Raw genomic sequence first — 17,851 nt, 5'->3', positions numbered from 1 at the left:
TTTTTGGCGTAAATTTGAGATATAGGAATATTTTATGACTAACCAGATGAAGAAAATTCTACAGATTGATAAAGACCTGAACAAAATTCAGGATCTTGATATTCTGCTGGAACGAATTCTCTTTTATGCCAGAGACGCCGTTTGCGCCGATGCAGGTTCAATTTATATTAAAGACGGTAATGAACTGGAAATTAAATATGCTCAAAACGATACCCTTCAGAAAGAGCTGGCAGAAGGTCAGAAACTGGGATTCGATATTTTCAGAATTCCTGTTAATGAAAAGACTATTTCCGGATATGTAGCTGCCAAGGGAACTCATCTGAATATTCGGGACATGTATAAAATCCCGGAGGAGAGACCCTACAGTTTCAATACCCATTTTGATGAAGTCTCTGGTTATAAAACTGTCTCATCACTGACATTTCCTCTTGTGACTAATCAGGGAGATGTTCTGGGTGTTCTTCAGCTGCTTAATGCAAAAACTCCCAAGGAAAATATTACAAGTTTCAAGAAAGGGGATGAGCCCTTTGTTCTACACTTCGCCAGTACTGCGACAGTTGCTCTGCAGAGGGCCAGGATGACCCGTACTCTTCTTCTTAGAATGATACAGATGGCCGAGCTTCGAGATCCAAAGGAGACTGGAGCCCATGTAAACCGTGTAGGTTCCTACTCCTGTGAAATCTATGAGGCCTGGGCACGACGCCGTAATATTCCTGATGATACACTCCAGAAACAGAAGGATACTCTCAGAATGGCTGCCATGCTCCACGATGTGGGCAAGGTTGGTATTTCGGATTTGATTCTGAAAAAACCTGGACGCTTTAATGATGATGAGTATGAAATAATGAAGTCACACACCTATGTAGGTGCAAGACTTTTTGCAGATGAAGAATCCGACCTGGACAGTATTGCCAAAGATATCGCCATCAGTCATCACGAAAACTGGGACGGCTCCGGATATCCCGGAGATATTAACTGGGCAGATTCTAAGCCCGATGAGATCCTTCCTTCCGGCAAGGGCCTGAAAGGGGAGGAAATTCCTCTTTATGCACGAATTGTTGCACTGGCGGATGTTTTTGATGCACTCAGTTCACGGCGAGTGTATAAAGAAGCCTGGACCGAAGATGATGTTTTAAATGAAATCAAGGTCTGCGGAGGATGTAAATTTGATCCTGAGCTAGTCGATATCTTTTTTGAAATTCTTCCTATCCTGAAACAGACTCAGCGGAAATATCCTGACCAGGCAGAATAACGATCGGAAATCAGCAGATGATAAAATGATTAAATTGATAATGGCTCCATTGGAAGGTGTTACTGATAAAACCTTCCGGAGCTGTTATTATGATCATTTTCCGGGTCTCAATGCTGCACTGACTCCTTTTCTTCCCATCCCCGACGGAGTTAAACGTGTTCCTCTTAGGAATTTGAAGCAGGTAGCTCTACCCTCAGAATCTCCGGTACATGAAATCCCGCAGCTTCTGGTCTCTGAACCCTCTGCTTTTTTAATTGCCGGAAGGGCACTGGAGAGAGCAGGTTACAGAGAAGTGAACTGGAATCTCGGCTGTCCCAGCAGGGGAGTTATCCGGAAGGGTAAAGGTTCAGGACTTATGCCTCATACCGATCATATACTCGAGATCCTGGATGCTGTTCTGCCCGAACTCAATATCAATCTTTCAATGAAAATCAGACTTGGACTTGAGAGCCGAGATGAGTGTTTCAGGCTCCTTCCTCGACTAAGGGAATATCCAATATCCGGTCTGACGCTCCATCCCAGGCTGGGGACACAGATGTACAGCGGATCTGTTGATCTGGATGGCTTTGAAAAAGCTCTTGAACTGTATGGGAAGCCTATCTGCTATAATGGTGATATCAGGAGTCCGGGCGATTTCAGATCTCTTAAAGCCAGATTTCCTCAGGTAGAGGAGTGGATGATTGGAAGAGGACTTCTGGCAGATCCATTCCTGGCTCAGAAAATACTATCAGAAGTAAGTTTTCCAGATATAGGGGTCAATGCCGATGAGGGTGCTGATATAGCTGAGCCTGTCATTCACCCCCTGACTCATAGAGAAGTCAGGGATTTTATCGATGATCTTCTGAAGAGGATGAAGGGGCAGTTTCAAAGGGAAATTGCCCTTATCAACTATTTAAAGGGAATACTTTTATTTACTTTTGAATTGGAATCTATGCCATCAGAATTCAGGAAAGAACTACTGAGTCTCAAAACTTTGAAGGAATGGGAGAAATTCAGATATAAGATTTATGAATATTTTGATTCTCAGTAAACAGGAACGATACCGGCCTGATACAGAACACCGCAAACCCAGAACATTGTATGTTTTGTCTTGAGAATTGTAATATCACTCTCCTCGGCCAGGCGGACCATATTGGGGGGGATTGTCTTGTCTCTAACAAACAAAATACAGCTGATATCAGCCATCTCAGCAGTGCGGATAGCCTGAACATTGACCAGACCGGTTATGAGTAGAGCTTCATCAGCTTCATTGGTTAATACATCACTCATTAGATCTGAACTGAAGGCATTTACGTATTCCTGAGTCTCAGGGTCCCCGCAAATAAGCTCGGATTCTGTCAATTTTATTATTTCATTAAGTTTCATCACTACTCCTGATACAGATAATATTTTATAGATAAAATCCAAAGATTTCAATCAGATTTGTGCAATTACTCGGTACTATGATCTTAATCATGACCTTTTTACTGGAATTTTTGGGAGTTTTCCAACAATTGTGTAGGAAAAGGCCTTTTTTTATACATATCCTTGATCAATAAATAAAGATGCGATAATATTTTTTGTATAAATATTGATTAATTATTCAATTGATCGATTCTTCATTTTCTTGACTGAAATCAGGCAGCTGTTCATTTAGATAATTTTCTTTACATGAAACGGTCTCTGCCGACTGATAAACTGTATGGGGATTTTGTATCCCGTCTAATTTTTTTGCAATAATCCCTGCCGGATTATTTTCGCATGCCCGAAAACCTTTTTTTGTTTTTGGTGCTTTCTGTGTATTAATGCCTAAAGGGCATAATTAATATTTACTAATTTTATTTGGAGGAATAAATGAAAAAATTATTGAAAGTTTCAATGTTGATGCTTATCGTTTCTTCGTTGCTGCTCGTGAGCTGTGCGAAGAAAGATGAAACTGCAGCAGCTCCGTCAAAGACTTTTGTAACTATCGGTACCGGTGGTGTCACCGGAGTTTACTACCCCACCGGTGGAGCCATCAGCAAGATGGTAAATCAGAAATTTGATGACTATAATATCAAAGCGACTGTTGAATCTACAGCCGGCTCTGTATTCAATGTAAACGCCATCATGGCGGGTGATCTTGAGTTCGGTGTTGTACAGTCTGACAGACAGTACCAGGCATATAACGGAACAGCAGACTGGGAAGATGCAGGTGCCCAGGAAAAACTGAGAGCCGTATTCTCTATTCACCCCGAATCTGTAACTATGCTTGCAGCAGATGATGCCGGAATTGAAAAATTTACAGACATTAAAGGTAAAATTATCAACATCGGTAACCCCGGTTCCGGTCAGAGAGGTAATGCGATCGATGTAATGGAAGCATACGGAATTGACTGGGAATCTGATATCAGGGCTGAAAGCCTAAAGGCTTCTGAAGCTGCCAAGATGCTGCAGGACGGAAGAATTGATGCTTACTTCTATACTGTTGGACACCCCGACGGATCATTCAAGGAAGCCACTTCCGGAAAAAGAAAAGCACACTTTGTTCCTATCACAGAAATCGAAGGTCTGTTGGCTGACTACCCTTATTACGCAGCTTCCTTCATTCCTGTCAGTGAATATCCCAATGCCACAAACAGCGGCAATGTAGATACATTCGGTGTTAAGGCTACTCTTTGTACATCTTCTGATGTTTCTGATGATGTTGTTTACGCCATAACGAAAGAAGTTTTTGAAAACCTGGATGATTTTAAAAAGCTTCATCCTGCTTTTGCCATCCTTACAGCTGAAAGCATGCTTACAGGTCTTTCTGCTCCCATTCATGATGGTGCAATGAAATACTTTAAGGAAGCCGGACTAAAATAATCCCCTTTCTTTACTATGATTTTTCACCCCGGCATTTATTGCCGGGGTTTTACTCTGTCTTAAAGGACTGAGATTTTCTTAAGGAGCCTTTTTTTATTATGTTAAAAGAACTTGAACACCAACCCAGCGATGCAGATCTCGACAAGGCTCAAAGGATTGCTGATGAAGCTGAGGGTGGAACTCGAAATATCCAGACAGGATTAAGCCGCTGGGTGATACCTGTAATAGCTGCTGCCTGGTCAATTTTTCAATTGTCTATATCATCCTTTATATTAATGGAAAGTACCCTTGTCAGAGCAATTCACCTGGCCTTTGCCATCTGTCTGGTCTTTCTGAGCCATCCGATGTTTAAGAAACCAAAGAAAAACCGTTATCTCAATTATTTTGCAAAAAATGACCGCTTTACCGTGGTCGATATCATAATTGCTCTGGCTGCAACAGCACTGGCTCTCTACATCGCAATAGATTATGTGGGAATCAGCGGACGCCAGGGAATACCTATTCAAAGAGACCTCATTATTGGGTTTTTTCTGGTGCTACTTCTCCTGGAAGCAGCAAGAAGAGCCCTGGGTCCGGCGCTGCCGATAGTGGCTCTCGTATTTATACTCTACAGCTTTTTCGGGCCTTATATGCCCTCGGTACTGGCCTTCAAAGGTGTATCCATACAAAGATTTATCGGGCAGATTACCTTGTCCACAGAAGGGATCTATGGAGTTCCCCTGGACGTATCGGCAACTATTGTATTCCTGTTTGTATTATTTGGTGCAATGCTGGATAAGGCTGGAGCAGGAAAGTATTTTGTAGACCTTGCCTTCAGTCTGCTGGGACGCTTTAAGGGCGGACCCGCCAAGGCCGCGGTTTTAGCCAGTGGTTTGACCGGAATGGTTTCAGGTTCCAGTATTGCCAACGTTGTTACTACAGGAACATTTACCATTCCTCTGATGAAGAGTGTAGGGTATCCGGCTCATAAGGCGGCTGCCGTAGAGGTTGCCTGCAGTACAAACGGTCAGCTTATGCCTCCTATCATGGGTGCAGCGGCCTTTATCATTGCAGAGTATTGCAACCTGGAATACGTTGAAGTTATCCGGGCTGCCTTTATTCCCGCGGTTGTATCCTATATAGCCCTGATGTATATCACCCACCTGGAAGCGTCCAAGCTGGGATTGAAGGGTGTTCCAAAGGCGGATCTTCCCAGGTTCTGGAAAACCTTTATAGAGGGTATTCATTTTTTAATCCCTCTTTTCTTCCTGATTATTGAGTTAGTTGTCTTCAGACATTCTCCCGCTTTGGCTGCATTCAGAGCTATTCTTGCACTGACTGCACTTATATTCATTCAGAATATCTACAAGGCTGTTAAAAAGAAAGAATCTGTTAAGGGTGCAATCAAGCATGGCTTCTGGCAGATTGGAACCTCTCTGGTTGCAGGTGGGAAGAATATGATGGGTATCGGTGTAGCGGTTGCCTCCGCCGGTATTATAGTCGGTGTTGTTACTCTGGGACTGGGTGGAATCATTACCGAGGTTATCGAAGTCCTTTCGGGTGGAAACTTTTTTCTCATCCTGATTATAACAGCTATTGCCAGTCTTATACTGGGAATGGGACTGCCTACAACGGCAAACTATATCGTCATGGCATCTTTGACAGCTCCGGTCATCCTGACTCTTGGTGCGAAGAATGGGATCGTCATACCTCTGATTGCGGCACATCTTTTTGTATTCTTTTTTGGGATACTGGCGGATGATACACCACCTGTGGGACTGGCTGCCTTTGCCGCTGCGGCAATTGCCAAGTCTGACCCCATTAAGACGGGTATTCAGGGTTTTACCTATGATATCAGGACCGCGATTCTACCTTTTATGTTTATCTTCAATACAGAACTTCTTCTTATCGGTGTAGACAGTGTGGGTTATGCTTTATGGATCTTTGCATCTGCAACCATGGCCATGTTTGCCTTTGCCGCTTTGACCCAGGGGTATTTCTTTATTAAGAATAAATGGTTTGAAGGTGTTGCTCTCGGACTGGGAGCCCTGACACTGTTAAGACCAGAGCTTGTAGGAGGATGGATCGGTCTTTCTTCCGCCCCAAAGCAGGTTGTTATGCTCTTAGGTATTGCCCTTATCGGTTTTATCTACGGAGAACAGAGGTTGAGAGCCAAAAAAGTGACGGCTTAGTACGATCTAATTGTATAAATGAAAATATTGATTGAATAAAAAAAGATCCCGGAATCAAATTCCGGGATCTTTTTTATTTAGTTTTGCAGGGAACTGGAAACTACATTCTCAAAGATTTGAGTATCTAATTTCAGCTTTAATCAATTGTTTTGCTCCCATGTTAATGCTGTTCTCTCATGATAATTATCAAGGTGTTAATTCGGATAAACATTGCTTCGTGAATACATCCATTGTATAATAAATGCATAATTTTTTATTCTTCTGCCCCAAAGAATATACGAGAGGTGTTTTATGAAACGAATCCTCATCTGTATAATTTTTCTATTTATTCTCACACTAACTTTACTTCAATCAGAAGAAAATCTGCTAACCATTGATGCGGTACCTTACGGTACACTCCCCATGGGTTCAAGTTCCGACATATTCAAATTGGGATATGGAATTGATCTTGAGATCTCCTATAAACCGGCTGCATGGAGAAACTTTGGTATTGGAATCAATGGAGATTATTTAATTATCCCCCTTGAGAGTCAAGATTCCATATGGGTTGCCTCTGGGCTGGGAGGTGCAGTATTCCAGATGTCACTGGGTGATAAGTTTTCAATATTTGCACGAGCCGGAGCCGGATACTATTTTTTTAATGCATTGGGATGGGATACAGGTGGTAATAATGGAGGAGGACTCAGATTCGGTGGTGCCGGAGGAGGAGCTTTCAATATTGCCGGGCCATTTTCAATGGGCTTGGGACTGTCTTATGACTACTATTCAGATCTTTACAATGGTTTAGGTATTTCCATCAATGCCAGATTTGATTTCGTCAGTGAAACAGGAAAACGTGCTGTTAGAGATTATTCCGCAGATGACAATAAAAAAATCGATCCAATGAAAGAAGGAAAGGGTAAAGGAGTGGAGCTCAGAGATATGGAGCTTATTACTTTATTCCCTGTTTTATATAAATACTATGATGATAACCCTATTGGAACAGTCAGAGTCATTAATTTTGAATCCAAAAAAGCAGAGGATATTATCGTTCAGTTCTATATGGAAAGATATATGGACAATCCTATGGAATCCATAGAATTATTCACCCTGGGACCTGGTGAAGAGAAAACAATAGAGCTTTATGGTCTTTTTACTGAAGACATGATGAATATTACTGAAGGAACAAAGGCTTCTGCCAGAGTCAGCGTTTCCTATACCATGGCAGATAAAGAAAAAAGTAAGAATTACAATCCAGTGCTTGAATTAAATAACCGCAATGCCCTCACCTGGGATGATGATAGAAAAATCGCCTCTTTTATCACAGCAAAAGATCCTGAAATCCTCAGTTTTTCCAAGAAAGTAACTAATTGGATGCAGGAGTTTGAAAATCCTTCTATTGATGAGAATCTACAGAAGGGTATGGTTCTTTTTGAAGCAGTTAAATCCTATGGAGTCCGCTATGAAGTTGATCCGGCTACACCCTTCGCCGCTTTATCAGAGCAGACGAGTACTGTGGATTTTATCCAGTTTCCAAGGCAGACCCTGGGATATACAACGGGTGACTGTGATGACCTGACAGCTCTATATTCCTCTCTCCTTGAGGCTGTGGGAGTTGAAACTGGAATTATCACAATACCAGGACATATTTATATGGCCTTTTCCCTAAAGGCCAGTCCTGATGATGTAAGGTCAAAATACAGCCGGATCGATGAATTCATATTCCTTGAGGATAAAGTCTGGGTTCCTATTGAAATTACGATGTTTCAGGAAAGCTTTGAGGGAGCCTGGCAAAATGGCGCCAAGGAATGGAGGGAGAACGATTCAAAATCTCAGGCCATGTTTTATCCAACACATGAGTCCTGGTCATATTATCAGGCTGTTGGTTTCAGAGAGGAAGCTGTCGGCGGAATCGAGATGCCCAGCCGGAATGATGTAACCACTGAGTTTGTAAAAACAATAAGCCGATTTGTGGATCAGGAAATATATCCTCAGGAGGCAAAAATCCGTGAAAGAATGGCCAGTTCAAACAAGAAATATATTTATCAGAATAAAATGGCTGTTTTATATGCCCGCTACGGCTTGTATGACAAAGCATTAAGTACTTTTGCAGAAATAAATGAGAGTAGAAACTATATCCCATCTCTTCTGAATACCGGAAATATCTACTTTGTCCAAAATGACTATATGAGTGCTTTGAAATGGTACGATCAGGTTCTTGCCAGGGACAGTCAGAACAAAAAAGCTCTTCTTGGCTCTGCTCGATGTAATCATGAACTGGAAAACTATGGAACAGTAAAACTCTATTATCAGAAGCTCAGTAAAATAGATACAGATTTAGCAGAGCGTTTTGCATACCTGGACCTACGGGGTGCAGAAGGGCAGAGGGCTGCAGATGCTCTTGGACTCAAAGATCTTGTATTGTGGGAGGAAGAGGAATGAGAAAGTTAAATGTTCTCACACAGATACTGATACTCCTGATGTTTGGTTTCAGTACTTGTACTTTAGAATCAGATTATATAGATGGAATTTCAGATAAGATTACTTCGGATAATGATACTCAGGAAGACCCTACAATTGATGATCCTACAACTGAAGATCCTACAAGCGATGATCCTCTTCCGGCTTATGGCTACGATGTTGAATTGGAAATTACTAGTGCCGGTGCCGGAAATATAGCTCTATCCTGGATTGAGCCCGATGATAGTGATTATGATCATGTTGAAATTTCCTGGTCTCCAGAAGGAACATCAGCTGTTAACATAAATAAAGGAACAACCCTTCATACTCTTTCTGGCTTAAACAATGGAACTGTTTATACTGTTACAGCCAAGGCAGTTTCTGTTAGTGGTGGAAAGGCTACCGGACATAGTATCACAATGGGTCTACCAACCAGTTCCACTATTATATATTGTCTTTCCACTGCAGCTGAATTAGCAGCTCTAATGGATAATCCAACAGTGACAATGGAGTGCTACTATATTCTTACAAAAAATATTGATCTCAGCTCTTATTCATCAAGTGGGGGTTGGATTCCAATTGGATCTGAGACAAATCCATTTACAGGGACATTCAATGGAAATAATCATATTATCAGTAACCTCTACATAAATAGATCATCAAACTACCAGGGATTATTTGGAAATGTGGAATCTTCTTCAGGGATAACTTCTGTAATCAGAAATATTATTCAGGAAAATGTTCAGGTAAGTGGGAACAGCTATACCGGTGCCCTAGTTGGGAACGGTACCGGGATATATATTAACAATTGTTCTGCTCAGGGGATTGTTAATGGTGGTGATTATACTGGTGGCTTAGTTGGAAAATGCACTTCTAATGCAGCATACGGTTATATTCGATCTAGTAATACTTCTGTAAATGTTACTTCCACTCAAACAGGTACTGGTGGATTAGTTGGATTATTGACTGATTCTTCTTCGATTTATATTTGCTCTTCGACAGGATCAACCAGTGGAGTTTCGATGGTTGGCGGGCTTGTGGGAATTAGCCAAAATAGTTCCAGTATTTTAATGAGTTATTCTACAGGAGCTGTATACGCAACAAATACAAATGCAGGGGGGCTTATAGGGGAAAACTTAGGTAGTACTGTCAGTAAATGTTATGCATCAGGAAGTGTCAGTGCTGATAGTGATAGAGTTGGAGGACTAATCGGTCTTAGTTCAGGACCTGTTTCAAACTGTTTTGCAACAGGCAATCTTACTGGTACCAATGAAATGGGAGGGTTGGTAGGATCTAATTCAAACGGAATTGATCGCTGTTTTGCAACTGGCTCTGTGCCTGGTGCCAGCAATGGCGGTATTGTCGCTATTGATACAGGTATGGTCAATTATTGCTATTATGATACCGAAACAACAGGACAGACAGAAACAACAGGTGCTCCAACCAGCACAGCTGCTATGAAAACTCAAAGCACTTTTACCAACTGGGATTTCTCAGAAATCTGGAGCATCGATTCGACAATCAACAACGGTTATCCCTACCTCATAGGAATGGCTCCATAATAGTCATAAAATTCTCCCGGGACTTGCGGCCTCGGGGGTAGTCTATTAAGATAACACCATGTCCTCACACAATGATTCCGACAAGAGATTCAGTCTCTATTATAGAAATGGTTTTGCCGTTTTAAGAGTTTATCCTCCCTCCAGTCCCGAAAACAGGGTCTTTGCCGAAGAAATTATGAGCCGAATGAAAATCCTGGAAATCCCCATGGTTCGGATGATGCAGATTGAGGATATTATCGAAAAGGCTGATGGTTCTGTCCAGAAACTCATTGAGTGGCCTTCAGGGGTTCATCTGTCACCTTTTATCCAGGTGAGGGTTAGAGAGGACAGGATGAAGGCTGAGGTCTTCATCGAACCTCCTAAGATCGGGGGCGGCGCTGTTACTGAAGAAGAGTTTCAGCATGTTCTCCGGGATAACAAAATTTCAAGTGGAATTCTGCCGGATGCTGTAAGCCGCTGTATCAATACAGTTTGTTATAATGAATGGATCACCATCGCAGAGGGGACTCCCGCCGTTGACGGCCGGGGAGGTAAAATCGCTTATACTTTCAATCTGGAAGTTGGAAAACCTTTCAGGGAACTCCCTTTCGGACGGATAGATCTGAAAGAACTCAATTTTATTCAGTTTAAGGAAGCCGGCGCTGTTCTGGCAGAGCTGGAAAATCCTGTCATACCCGGTAACGGTAGTGATGTGTATGGTGAAACGGTTACAGCCAAACCTGCTGATGAAGGTGAAAGCCTGAATGCCGGTGAGAATACACAGATCAAGGGAAAGCAGATAGTTGCACTGGTAGCAGGTAATGTGCGTCTGGATAAGGGTGCAGTTATAGTTGAACCCGTTGTAACTGTAAATAATGTAGATTATGAGACAGGAAACCTTAGTTTTGAAGGTTCTATCATTGTTAAAGGCCATGTGGCTGATGGGTTCTCTGTAAAGGCCTCAGGAGATATTCAGATTACCAAGAGTGTAGGGCGGGTGACCGTTGAAGCAGGGCGGAATCTGATTCTGCAGTCCGGAATAAATGGAGACAAAGAGGGTCATCTTGGTGTTCAGGGTGACTTGTATGCCCGTTTTATTGAAAGCTCATTTGTCCAGGTTAAAGGATCTGCATTTATTTCGGGTGCACTTTTAAACTCAACAGTTAAAATAGGTGGGGATCTTCTTCTGGAAGGCGGCCGTTGTGAAATAGTAGGCGGTCTGACTGTTGTAAAGGACTGGATCAAGTGCCGAAAGATCGGCAGTCTATATGAAGCTAAAACTAATGTTGTAACAGGTGTAGCTCCGGAAGAACTTGATATCTTTTTTGATACATTGAAAGAACTTGAGAAACAACGGCAAATCCAGGATGAGATGGATAAGCAGCTGGCCTATTATACAAAACAGTGTTCCATTCCAGGGGCCTCGGATTTGAGTTTCAGACAGAAAGATCAGGCCGCAGCACAGGTGAGGGACGCGGGAGTCAGGATCGCTTACACCATGAAAAAAGTACAGCAATTACGTAAGGAACTGATCCCCTCCAGGGAAAGCTTTATTCTCGTGGAAGATATTATTTATGCAGGATCAAAAATCAGTTTTGGACTGCTGGAGTTTACCGTGGATCAGAGGGGAGCTAAAAAGACAATTCTTCAGGCCCGTGAGGGGAGAATTAAGGAAACAGGATATAATCCGTCTCAGGTTCCCGAAGATATCAAAAAAGCTCTTCCCGGTGTGAAAGACTAAGGCTGATTCATTTTCCGTTTTGATATAAATTCTCTAAGCAGTATTCCTGCGACAATCACTGCCAGTCCCGTTATTGTACTCATCTGTATTTTCTCCTTCAGGATAAGTGAGATCCAGAAGAGTGAGAGGAATGGAGAGAGATAGACCAGATGACTGATCCTGGCAGGATGGCTCGCTGCCTGTAAGGCCAGTCCCCAGAAGATAAATGTAATTCCCATTTCAAAGAATCCTACCCATGCTGTTGATAAGAGTATGGCAGCACTCAGATGAGGAAATCCCGGTGAGAGGAAGGGCTTGAGCAGCAGGAGTACCGGAAGTGCTAAAAAGAAATTCCAGAACAGCCTTTTATCCTGCTGTCCGGGCTGTCTGTTTCCCATGAGCCAGTAAAGGGCCCATAGTATAGAGCTGAAAAGGGCCAGGAATATCCCCTTTTTGCTTAAAGGGCCGAGGGTTTCGGAAGTTCCACCCCGGCTTATCAGCATTATTCCTGCAAAACAGATCAGCAGAGCTATGGCATCTGTGAGTGCCGGCTTTCTCTTTAATATCGGGATTGAGAGTAAAACCAGCATCAGAGGCCATGTGTAATTCAAAGGCTGGGCGATCTGTGCAGGCAGTAGGTCATAACTGTAGAAAAGTACAAGGTAATAGGCTACAGGGTTGAGCAGGGCTCCCAGTAAATAGACAAAACCTTCCTCCTTTGTGATTTTTAGACAGTTCAGGTTCAGTTCTTTAGAAAAATTGACGGCTCCAAGGACGATAACAGACCATATACAGGAGAGGAGAAGAAGGTCAAAGGCTGATATCATCTCAAGTGATTTCTTGAAGGCCGTAGCCACTGTGGACCAGAGCAGAATGGCGGCAAGGGCATAGATAACGGCTTTTTTATCTCTGTTCATTGTTTCTCTCTGTTTGATTTGGCAAGGGAACGGAGTTTTTGAAAAACTTTTTCCATATGGTCGGCTTCTTTTTTACTCAGAGAGGCACGGGCAAAGATATCTCTGAAAAACTGCCTGGTTTTGAAACGGTCGGGTTTATCGTAATATCCTGAATCCTTTAAGGTCGACTCTACTGTATCTGCCAGGGTTTCTATAGTTGCAATGGGAACAGGAGAGTATCGGCCTGTATTGTTTTGCATGGTCTCTCTGTAAAATGAGTAAGTCAGAATCTGTACTGCATGGGAAAGGTTTAAAGAGGGATTATCTGGATGACTTGGGATATGACAGGCTTCGGTACAGAAAGCCAGTTCTTCATCATTAAGCCCGCTTTTTTCATTACCGAAGACCAGTGCAATATCTCCCTCTGCAGTATCTGATGCAAAAGAGGCAAGCTCTTCAGGCAGACGTGAGATATGTTTTCGATTTTTACCCAGGCGCCTTGTTATACCGGATGCGATAACGGCGTTGCTAAGAGCTTCAGGCAGAGTTTCGAAGTGTCCGGCATTCTCATAAATCCAATAAGAATGGATGGCCATCATCCTGACTTTCTCATGATCAACAGCTTTTAAATCACCCACAAGGCTTAAATGGGAAATCCCCATATTCTCCATTGCCCGACAAACGGCACCTATGTTCAGGCTTCCTTCCGGTCGGCAGAGAACAATTATAATCCTATCTAATAGAGTCTTTGACATGGGGAACATTATCATATAAAAAAACCGGCCCGTGAAGGCCGGTTTTAAAAAATCTGTTTTATACTGTTTCCGGAACAGCCTCTGCAGTCAAAGCCTCAGGGGCATCATCATCATCCTCCGGCGGATCTATCTTGAAGAAGATGGCATAGAGGGTGGGGGAGACAATCAAAGTCAGAAAGGCAGAGAAAGAGAGACCGAACATAATCGCAACAGCCATGCTTCTAAAGAAGATATCTGTGATCAGCGGGGCCATACCCATGACTGTAGAAAGAGTCGCCATCATTACGGGTCTCAGTCTACTCTGTGAAGCATCCAGGAGGGCCTGATAAGGGGCTACACCCTCCTTTATCAGTTGGTCAATCTCATCCACCATGACGATGGCATTTTTTATGGCCATCCCGAAGAGAGCAAGGGAACCGAGTATTGCCATAAATCCCAGGGAGGTATTTGTCAGTACCAGCCCGAAAATAACCCCTATAAGAGAAAGGGGTATAGAAAGAAGGATTATGATCGGCTGTTTTATCTTATTCCACAAGAATAAGATGGTGAGAGTCATTGCCAGAAAGGCCAGTGGGAAAGTCTTGCTGATCCCCTCATTCGCATTCTTTGAATCCTCATATTCTCCTGAAAATTCAATATAATAACCCGGGGGCATCTCGATGGCTTCAATAAGAGGCCTTGTCTTTTCAAAGATTGAGTTGGCAAGTATGCCTTCCCTGGGATCGCATTTGACTGCCATGGCTCTCAGACGGTCTTTTCTTTGAATCCTTGAATCTTCCCAGGCCAGTTCCGGTGATTTAGTCAGCTGAGCCAGAGGGATATACCTTCCGGTCTGTGCACTCCAGATCTGTATTTCATTGGCCTGTTGAACACCCATTCGTTCTTCCTGTGGAGGACGGGCCAGTATGGGGAGGAGTTTATTGTTTTCCCGGTACAGACCAATCTGTTTTCCCAGATAGGATTGCTGCAATGCCTCATTGACATCTACTCTGGATAATCCGGTTCTCTTGACTTGTAGGGAATCTATATCCATACGTACTACTGCCGCAGGGTCACCCCAGTCATCGGTTATGGCAATAGCTCCGGCTTCAAAATAGATCTCCTTGATCTGTTGAGCTATTTCCCGTACAACCTTGGAATCAGGACCAAGAACTCTTGTGCTTATGGCTCCCTTACTGCCGGGGCCCAGATTAAAGCGCAGAAGCTGACTCATCCCGTCAACCATTGTAGAGTCCAGATGCTCCTGTAATTGGGGAAACAGAGCATCAATTTTTTTGGAATCATAAACTTCCACAAGGAACATACCATAGCGGCTGTTCGGCTTTTCAGGAGAGAAGGTCAATTGAAAACGCAGCGGAGCCTGTCCTACATAGGTGGAAACATTTTTGACTTCTTCCAGGGACATGAGATACTCTTCAATTTCCATCATATCCTGTTCGGTTCGCCTAATATCTGTTCCCTCAGGGAGCCAGTAGTCGATCATAAACTGAGGCTGTTCAGATTTAGGGAAGAAACTCACACTGACAAATTGAAAAGCGGCCATTGAAAGAGCCAGTAGACAAGCCAGTATAAGAACAATAAAGAATTTGTTGGCTATAGAATACTTGATCAGACCCTTGTACAGCTGCATAAGCTTTCCATCTTTCTGGATCAGTTCAGGATCTTCCTCTTTTACTTTAGGCTTCAGAAACTGAACAGCAAGCATAGGATTGACCGTTATGGCAAGCACCCAGCTGAGAGTCAGGGATATTATGATGACAAGAAAAAGAGATCTGGTATACTCACCTGTTCCATCGGGGGACATACCAACAGAAGCAAAGGCAAATATGGCAACAAGAGTCGCCCCGAAGAGGGGCCATATCTGCTGATTGACAACCTTGTTGGCTGCTACAAGTTTTTTCTCACCTTTTTGAAAGCGAACCAGCATGCCTTCGGTAATAACAATGGAGTTATCCACAAGCATTCCCATGGCGATTATAAGGGCTCCCAGAGAAATCCTCTGTAGAGTAATGCCCTGCAGATACATTATTAATAGGGTTCCTGCAATAATAAGAATCAGCATTCCACCGATAAGCATTCCGCTTTGCAGCCCCATAAATATCATAAGGAGACCGATAACTATGACAACCGACTGAACCAGGTTCATAACAAATCCGGTGATGGATTTCCGGACCGCATTTCCCTGCATCATGATGGTTTCAACTTCCATCCCTAAAGGTGTATCTTTAATCACATTATTCAGAGCTTCGGTGATAGCATCACCAATGACAATAACATTTCCACCCTTCATAACAGATATACCCAGGCCAATTCCCTGTTTTCCATTATAGCGCAGGATGTTTTGAGGAGGGTCTCTATAATCCCTGCGGATTGTTGCAATGTCTTTAAGAGTAATCTGTGAATCAGAGCTGCTGCTTATAACCGTATCACCCAGTTCCTGAACAGATTGGGCACCACTTTCTCCCCGGAAGATCATCCTTGAGTCACCTACTGCCACACTACCGGTGGATACGACCATATTCTGATCCTGAAGGAGGCTGTAAAGGTAATCTTCTGAGATATCCATGCTGGAGATCATGGTTCTTGATATTTCAACATAGATAACTTCCTGCGGGACTCCCCAGAGTTCTACTTTACTGACTCCCGGGACAAGTAGAAGCGCTTTTTCCAAATCTTCGGTATAATCATAGAGTTCTTTCTGTGTGAATCCGTCTCCTGTTATGGCATAAAAAATACCAAATACATCTCCAAAGTCATCATTCACCAGTGATGGTCCGGTACCCGGGGGTAGACTGGTCTGAGCGTCATTCACCTTTCTTCTCAGTTCATCATAAAGCTGTCTGTATTCTTCAGAATTTATTCCCATAAAGAACTTAACCGTAACAATGGACATTCCATTGGAAGATTCTGAACTGACTTCTTCCACATCAGGAAGCTGCTGGGCCGCCTGTTCGATGATATCTGAGACTTCTTCTTCTACTTCTGAAGGAGTCGCACCGGGGTACATGGTAATAACACGTACTTCTCTGATGGTAAAGTCCGGATCTTCCAGCTTTCCCATATTTTGAAAACCTATAAAACCACCTACCAGAAGCAGGACCATGACAATATAGGTAATAACTTTTTTTTCTATAGCTATTTCAGCAATATTCATTAATGGCCCCTATTGGTTGTAGTACCGGATTTTCTGATCTTCCATAAGCTGACTCACACCGGCAATGGCGATAATCTCTCCACTTTCCAATCCGGTTTTAACTTCAATGTAACCGTCAATCATGGTGCTTGTTTCGACTTTTCTGGAGCTTACTGTCATGCCACTTTCATTTATGACCCAGACAAGTGTTTCTCCTGCAGGATTTGAAAAGAAGGCGCTGGCAGGAATAATAAAAACATCTTCGGGGATTTCAGCTTTCAGCTCGCCATCCAAGAGTACCTTTACTGCCATTCCCGGGAATACGTTGAATCCCTCAGGACGTTCCATTGTTAATGTTGCCTTGTAAGTTTTTGTCTGGGGGTCCGGAGCAGAACTGAATTCCTTAACTTTCAGAACATATTGCTTTTCCTTATCCTGATCAAAAATGGCAAAGACATTTACTCTATATTTGTTGAAATGTCTGACTGTTTTTTCTGGAATATTGATGGTTACATCAATATCTGTGAGATCTTCAAGGGTCATAATTGCCTGTTGACTCTGGACCTGTTCATGAAGATCAACATAACGAGCCGAAATCACACCTGCAAAAGGGGCATAGATATATGTATCATCAACAGCCTTCTGGGCAATATTAAAGTCGGCCATATTCACATCAAATGTGGCCTGACGGGTTTCCAGCTCTACCTGTGAAATCATATCTCTCTCATAAAGAGACTTGGAACGATCCAGGTTACTCTGAGCCGTATCGTACTGAGCTCTTGCAGCATCCCGCCGGTTTACATAATCTGTGGGATCCAGCCGTGCTATGAGATCGCCTTCCTCAACAGTTTCACCCTCTACTACGGGCATTTCATTGATTCGGCCATTGACTTCAAAGGTAAGTTCAACAATCTGAGAGGCTTTTACTACACCTGGATAGGTTCTTGTAAAATCTCCCTCATTTAAAGAAAGCTCCATGACCTTAACCGGCCTTACAGGGAGAACAATTTCAGGTTCTTTCTGAGTTGCTTTTATAATTTGAGCAATAATAATCAGGCCTATGGTTACTGCCAGTACAATTATTACCCTCTTTAGTTTCTTTTTGGACATTCTATTCT

12 protein-coding genes are annotated in these 17,851 nt (G+C 42.9%); 7 read left to right on the top strand and 5 right to left on the bottom strand.

Going from position 1 to position 17,851, the window contains the following annotated elements; genetic code table 11:
- Positions 1 to 34: 34 nt before the first annotated feature.
- Positions 35 to 1,252, top strand: a complete 1,218-nt coding sequence (locus tag DV872_RS12385) for an HD domain-containing phosphohydrolase (protein WP_114630253.1) — start codon at positions 35 to 37, stop codon at positions 1,250 to 1,252.
- A 25-nt stretch (positions 1,253 to 1,277) separates the two neighbouring features.
- A complete protein-coding gene (locus DV872_RS12380) occupies positions 1,278 to 2,282 on the top strand; it encodes a tRNA-dihydrouridine synthase family protein (protein ID WP_114630252.1) in 1,005 nt (334 codons plus the stop codon).
- On the opposite strand, the gene DV872_RS12375 is transcribed toward DV872_RS12380, so the two are convergent.
- The gene (locus tag DV872_RS12375) at positions 2,276 to 2,617 is read right to left on the bottom strand and encodes a DRTGG domain-containing protein (RefSeq protein WP_114630251.1); all 342 of its coding nucleotides are present in this window, start codon (positions 2,615 to 2,617) and stop codon (positions 2,276 to 2,278) included. The two genes, DV872_RS12380 and DV872_RS12375, sit on opposite strands and share 7 nt — an antisense overlap.
- A gap of 468 nt (positions 2,618 to 3,085) precedes the next feature.
- Between DV872_RS12375 and DV872_RS12370 the strand changes: the two genes are divergently transcribed.
- The 5 genes from DV872_RS12370 to DV872_RS12350 all read left to right on the top strand — a co-directional run bounded on the left by DV872_RS12370 (position 3,086) and on the right by DV872_RS12350 (position 11,970).
- Positions 3,086 to 4,078 carry a TAXI family TRAP transporter solute-binding subunit gene (locus DV872_RS12370; protein WP_114630250.1) on the top strand — a complete coding sequence of 331 codons (993 nt, stop codon included), beginning with the start codon at positions 3,086 to 3,088 and terminating at the stop codon, positions 4,076 to 4,078.
- A 98-nt stretch (positions 4,079 to 4,176) separates the two neighbouring features.
- Positions 4,177 to 6,249 carry a TRAP transporter permease gene (locus DV872_RS12365; protein WP_114630249.1) on the top strand — a complete coding sequence of 691 codons (2,073 nt, stop codon included), beginning with the start codon at positions 4,177 to 4,179 and terminating at the stop codon, positions 6,247 to 6,249.
- Positions 6,250 to 6,540: 291 nt separating this feature from the next.
- A complete protein-coding gene (locus DV872_RS12360) occupies positions 6,541 to 8,670 on the top strand; it encodes a lipopolysaccharide assembly protein LapB (protein ID WP_114630248.1) in 2,130 nt (709 codons plus the stop codon).
- On the top strand, positions 8,667 to 10,250 hold the full coding sequence (locus DV872_RS12355; RefSeq protein WP_114630247.1) for a GLUG motif-containing protein: 1,584 nt from the start codon (positions 8,667 to 8,669) through the stop codon (positions 10,248 to 10,250). The genes DV872_RS12360 and DV872_RS12355 overlap by 4 nt, the downstream gene beginning before the upstream one ends.
- Before the next feature lie 58 nt (positions 10,251 to 10,308).
- Positions 10,309 to 11,970: a DUF342 domain-containing protein gene (locus DV872_RS12350; RefSeq protein WP_114630246.1), complete on the top strand. Its 1,662-nt coding sequence runs from the start codon at positions 10,309 to 10,311 to the stop codon at positions 11,968 to 11,970.
- On the opposite strand, the gene DV872_RS12345 is transcribed toward DV872_RS12350, so the two are convergent.
- Genes DV872_RS12345 through DV872_RS12330 form a run of 4 tightly spaced genes read right to left on the bottom strand, consistent with a single transcriptional unit; the run spans position 11,967 to position 17,843 of the window.
- Positions 11,967 to 12,866, bottom strand: coding sequence for a DMT family transporter (locus tag DV872_RS12345; protein ID WP_114630245.1), 900 nt, complete (start codon positions 12,864 to 12,866; stop codon positions 11,967 to 11,969). The genes DV872_RS12350 and DV872_RS12345 overlap by 4 nt on opposite strands.
- Entirely contained in the window at positions 12,863 to 13,600 is a 738-nt protein-coding gene (locus DV872_RS12340; RefSeq protein WP_158546951.1) for an RNA methyltransferase, read from the bottom strand. Before DV872_RS12340 ends, DV872_RS12345 begins: the two co-directional genes overlap by 4 nt.
- Positions 13,601 to 13,658: 58 nt before the next feature.
- On the bottom strand, positions 13,659 to 16,754 hold the full coding sequence (locus DV872_RS12335; RefSeq protein WP_114630243.1) for an efflux RND transporter permease subunit: 3,096 nt from the start codon (positions 16,752 to 16,754) through the stop codon (positions 13,659 to 13,661).
- A 9-nt stretch (positions 16,755 to 16,763) separates the two neighbouring features.
- The gene (locus DV872_RS12330) at positions 16,764 to 17,843 is read right to left on the bottom strand and encodes an efflux RND transporter periplasmic adaptor subunit (RefSeq protein WP_114630242.1); all 1,080 of its coding nucleotides are present in this window, start codon (positions 17,841 to 17,843) and stop codon (positions 16,764 to 16,766) included.
- Positions 17,844 to 17,851: the final 8 nt, after the last annotated feature.

This window comes from Oceanispirochaeta sp. M1 (genome assembly GCF_003346715.1).
Taxonomy (GTDB): domain Bacteria; phylum Spirochaetota; class Spirochaetia; order DSM-2461; family DSM-2461; genus Oceanispirochaeta.
Note: the sequence above shows the minus strand (reverse complement) of the source record. Positions and strands in the feature narration are given on the sequence as shown.